This is a genomic window from Sulfoacidibacillus thermotolerans (assembly GCF_003144315.1).
Taxonomy (GTDB): domain Bacteria; phylum Bacillota; class Bacilli; order Alicyclobacillales; family SLC66; genus Sulfoacidibacillus; species Sulfoacidibacillus thermotolerans.
Map to the genome: position 1 here is coordinate 1 of NZ_MPDK01000051.1, position 4,020 is coordinate 4,020.

At 43.8% G+C, this 4,020-nt stretch carries 7 protein-coding genes; all 7 read right to left on the minus strand.

Features of this window, described 5'->3' with window-relative positions:
* Positions 1-6 precede the first annotated feature (6 nt).
* Entirely contained in the window at positions 7-360 is a 354-nt protein-coding gene (locus BM613_RS13880) for a hypothetical protein (RefSeq protein WP_181363194.1), read from the minus strand.
* 69 nt (positions 361-429) lie between these two features.
* Complete coding sequence (locus BM613_RS13885) at positions 430-2,028, minus strand: hypothetical protein (protein WP_219930711.1); 1,599 nt, start codon at positions 2,026-2,028, stop codon at positions 430-432.
* Entirely contained in the window at positions 1,997-2,548 is a 552-nt protein-coding gene (locus BM613_RS13890; protein ID WP_109431763.1) for a hypothetical protein, read from the minus strand. The genes BM613_RS13885 and BM613_RS13890 overlap by 32 nt, the downstream gene beginning before the upstream one ends.
* Positions 2,549-2,677: 129 nt before the next feature.
* On the minus strand, positions 2,678-2,851 hold the full coding sequence (locus BM613_RS13895) for a hypothetical protein (RefSeq protein ID WP_181363195.1): 174 nt from the start codon (positions 2,849-2,851) through the stop codon (positions 2,678-2,680).
* 65 nt (positions 2,852-2,916) lie between these two features.
* On the minus strand, positions 2,917-3,225 hold the full coding sequence (locus BM613_RS15890) for a phage holin family protein (protein WP_109431765.1): 309 nt from the start codon (positions 3,223-3,225) through the stop codon (positions 2,917-2,919).
* A 13-nt stretch (positions 3,226-3,238) separates the two neighbouring features.
* Positions 3,239-3,673 (minus strand): structural protein, encoded by a 435-nt coding sequence (locus tag BM613_RS13905; protein WP_109431766.1) that lies wholly within the window; start codon positions 3,671-3,673, stop codon positions 3,239-3,241.
* Between the two features lie 122 nt (positions 3,674-3,795).
* Positions 3,796-4,020, minus strand: a 225-nt coding sequence (locus BM613_RS13910; protein WP_181363196.1) for a DUF2514 family protein, incomplete at its 5' end; no start/stop codon positions are given.

A 4,020-nucleotide genomic window follows, 5' to 3' on the forward strand; every position in this document is an offset into this window, starting at 1 on the left:
AGATGGTTATAAGAGAACAGGCTCCAAAAGAAGGCCAAGACGGCCATCGCGTAGCTGTAGCTCGTTTATGCGGCGTAGCAACTGATCTAAACCTTCGCGCTTGCTGGTAGCAGCCTGACGAAGAGGTTCCATTGCAGCAGGTAACTGAATAATAGCTGACTTACTATGAAGCATACCACTGTGATTAACTACCGCATCAGCTACATACTCCGGGAATACCGCACGTTCTTTATAATCGTTGTAACGGATATAGCCATCTTCGCCTGGTTTCATACCGTCATAACGCATAGCAGGTGTCGGTGGAAGATACAAAGTACCTTGAGCCTTAACGTGGTCAGCTCCAAGGAAACAGTCCCGCATCTTCAACCATAATGCACTAAACTGTAAATATTTAGGATGAACCGAAGAAATGGCCATCTGTTAAACTCCTTATGTCCCAACAGTCTTACCGATACTACCGCCACGTGCTTCATTGGCTACGCGATAACGAGCTTCGTCCGCAATGTGGTCCTCAGAATCAGTATCGACATCATCAAGATCATCTTCGTCTCTAGCAAGAGTTGGAACAAGATCTATAAAATGATGACAGTTGTCAAAAATAAACATAGAAGGTCTTTCACGCAAAGCGGCAACCTTAGGATCCGGAATTGAAGCAGCTAAATATTCCCGCATTCGCTTCCAACCTGCTTTACGTGATCCAGGGGATTTATCACTTCGGATCCACTGTACACCAGGATAAGACCGACCATTGATAGTTATTGGCTTAGACATTGTTGCTGCGGTACTGTTACCGTCTTTAACGTCCCAAATGCTGTTATCAGCAGGGCCTGGAACTACGCGACCGTATAAACCAGCTTCAATTTCCCTGACGATGATACCACGAGCAATTTCAGAATCCAATAATCTTAAACCTTCGTTCGGTTTTCCGTTAGTACCATACCACTCCATGATCCTAAATAAGTCACCTCGTACTGTTCGTACACGACGACCATTTGGATACACGATATCGCTACCATCACTTCTTGCCCACCAACCAACAGAAAACGGTTTACTTGAGCCCCAGTCAAATGATCTATCAATTCTCCAGGAGTCAGGTATTGGAAATGGTTTGACCACATGTATATTCTGGCGCCACAGGTCGTCGAACATTCCACCTGACGTAATATCCCAGCTACCACCAAGCCATGCCATACGGAGGTTAGGATCGTCAATGTTCACAAGCTGTGCAACATACTCAGGTGTTAAGTTGCGGTTCTCTCGATACGAACCAAATATATGGCAGCGAGTTCGAACTACGTCTTCCCGTTTCTGTGTACGCGGGTTGAAGACGTTTGTTACTTCCTTCTTCATGGACCCAAGAGGGCAAGAGTTAATAAAATATTTCTTGACCCAGTTATGTCCAACTCCAAATGGGTTAGTCGTAGAAAAGATCTGCAACGGCAAAGGTGGTAGTATGAACTGCATTGCGTGTTCATGATCAGGTTGAACAAGCACAAGACGCCCAGTTTTCTGATACACATCACCGTCAATAATTATTGGGTTTTCTTCTGCAACAAAGGATGTACGGTTACAGGACTTCATTGCTTCATAAAGCCCACTATCAGGATATTTAGTTAATTCGTTCCATCCAATAAATGGAAATTCCTGACCGTGGTACAGCCAGTAATCCTTAGGCTTTTTAGCAACACGGAACATTAGTTCTTCGCCGCTAGGCCATACCCATTTATAATCTGACTTGGAAGATAAGAATTTACAACCATCATTAAATTCAGGAAACCAACGCTGTGACTTTGCAACTAAGTCATCTAAGTTTTTGTATTCTCGGTCAAAAATGATACCGCGCCAGTGTTTACCATACCCCATGCCAACATAACGACGAAAACGCATCAACTGAGCATCGGTCTTTCCAGGACCACGAGTACCATGATATAAAATCTCATCTGCTGGACAACTCAGTGCCAACACTTGAGATCCTGGATGTGGTTTCCATACTACCTTAGTGGACGGTGTCTGAATCATTGAGTCCATTTAAAGTATCCTCTTGCAGCTTAGTCTGAGACTCCCCAGCAACTTTTTCCCAATCATCCATAGAACCAACCATAGGAACCAGCATAACACCAGTAGATACACCAACATCCATCTTCTGTTGCTTAGGAGCTTCAAATCCAAAGATGCTACATAGTTGTTTATATGCAGCAACACGGGCAGCTTGAGAAGATCCAGGGCCACGATAAGTGGATTCAAATCTAAGACCTTCAATGATGCGCTGGCGCTCTTGTTCTATTTCGTATTTACGGTCACGTTCAGCACTTCTTGCTTTCTGCTGTTGAAGTTCTTTAATTCGTCTTTGGCAATAGCTATCATCCTGAAAACGTTTAGCATAATCAAACGCCATTGCGGAGCTCATGCCTACACGTTTACACGCATTAACCCAATCATAATCGAACAGATATTCTTCAACGACAGAGTCACGTATAGCCATCTCTTCTTTAGTGAGATCGGCTTCGTATTCAATGCTACGTGTCCAAGGTAGAATAGGCTTTACCATAACGTTACTCCTGTCGATTCTTGACACGAATATAAGCGGTGGATTAATTAATTGCAAGGGTTATAGCAAATGTCAATAAAAAGCCCGCTCGATATAAATTCAAGGAGCGGGCTTTACTTATAAACCAATCTACATTTCCGCTTTAGGAATGTACGTTATCTCCCGGATGTCTTGTTTGATTTGTTCAACCTTATTGACCACATAAACAGGTGGTGTTGAAGGTTGCAGGTTTGCCCTGTGTTTCTTGTGCATCTGATCAATGGCGATAGCACTGACTCCAATTTGTGCAAGTCCAATCATCATATAGATGAAAAGCAATCGCGGTTTCTTACACAATATAAGAAGATCGTTGATGAAGTGACGCATAATCAACCTCTTTCCTTTTCTCGGTCACATGCTTCCGTCTTTCTCCGCAGGAACTTTAGCATGGTTCTTGAACCCGACCAAGATAACACACCTATGAACGCCCCACTGAGCCCCAGTGAGACACCATGTTCCACGTTAATTACACCTATCAAGAAACCAAAGAATGCAGAAAAAGCACCCTCTTGAATGAAGACACTGAGTCTGAACCTTTCTTTAGCATCATGGGTTCTTGCAGCGTAGCCAAGAGAACCCCCTACCATCGCAATGGCAGTGAGAATAAAAACTATATTCCAATCCCAATTCGGCGACACTTATAACCTCTTACTATGCCATATGGATACCCGCGAGCAAAACTTCATCAGAATAAGGTTGCACACCGTTCTCATGTTTGATAATCGCTTTCACGATTGCCAGCATGATTTTATCATCGGTCACTGAAATCGGCTGTTCTGCACCAACACCACAAGCCTTAGATACAGATTGAATATAAGCTTCAGTGTTATTTTCATTCGGCGGAGCCCAGCGCGAAATAATCTCCCGAACAGTGTCAATCCCTTTATTTCCGACACGTTTCATTCCTTCCCGGTTGCGGTAGTTTAGTAGAATACGCGCAATGGCGCGAATACCGTATTTTACATCGATAAATTGACAGAAAGAACGATCAGTTCGTTTGTTTTCTGGAACAAGACCTTTCCAGTTATCACCCCAACGAATATTTCCCGGATTGTTATTCCGGATGCCTCGTGGTTGCACAGTCATAAAAAAGCTCCATTCAGTTAAACCGAATAGAGCATAGTTGAATTATCAGGTGTACACAATCAATTATGTACAACTAAGATTGAATGTTTAGTTACGCAACCCGGCAAGGACTTTGCAGTTTATCACTTTTCTTTACGCGGATTTCGCATTGCATCATACTGTAGTTCGCACTGCTCTCCGGCAATACGATACTTTTCAGCCTCTTCTGCCACTTGTCTGTATTCTGTGACGCTTTCTGAATACAGCTCGGTGAGCACACGGGCGATCTGGGCGGTTGTCTTGCTGTCGGGCTGAGGGCCGGTAGCGTCACCGAGGTACTTACGGATGGTTGTGATTTCGTTGTGCAA

What these genes read in the sequence shown, in the direction of transcription:
- BM613_RS13880 (WP_181363194.1), bottom strand. Translation starts at nt 360, where the DNA reads ATGCGGGACTGTTTCCTTGGAGCTGACCACGTTAAGGCTCAAGGTACT.
- BM613_RS13885 (WP_219930711.1), bottom strand. Translation starts at nt 2,028, where the DNA reads ATGGACTCAATGATTCAGACACCGTCCACTAAGGTAGTATGGAAACCA.
- BM613_RS13890 (WP_109431763.1), bottom strand. Translation starts at nt 2,548, where the DNA reads ATGGTAAAGCCTATTCTACCTTGGACACGTAGCATTGAATACGAAGCC.
- BM613_RS13895 (WP_181363195.1), bottom strand. Translation starts at nt 2,851, where the DNA reads ATGATGATTGGACTTGCACAAATTGGAGTCAGTGCTATCGCCATTGAT.
- BM613_RS13905 (WP_109431766.1), bottom strand. Translation starts at nt 3,673, where the DNA reads ATGACTGTGCAACCACGAGGCATCCGGAATAACAATCCGGGAAATATT.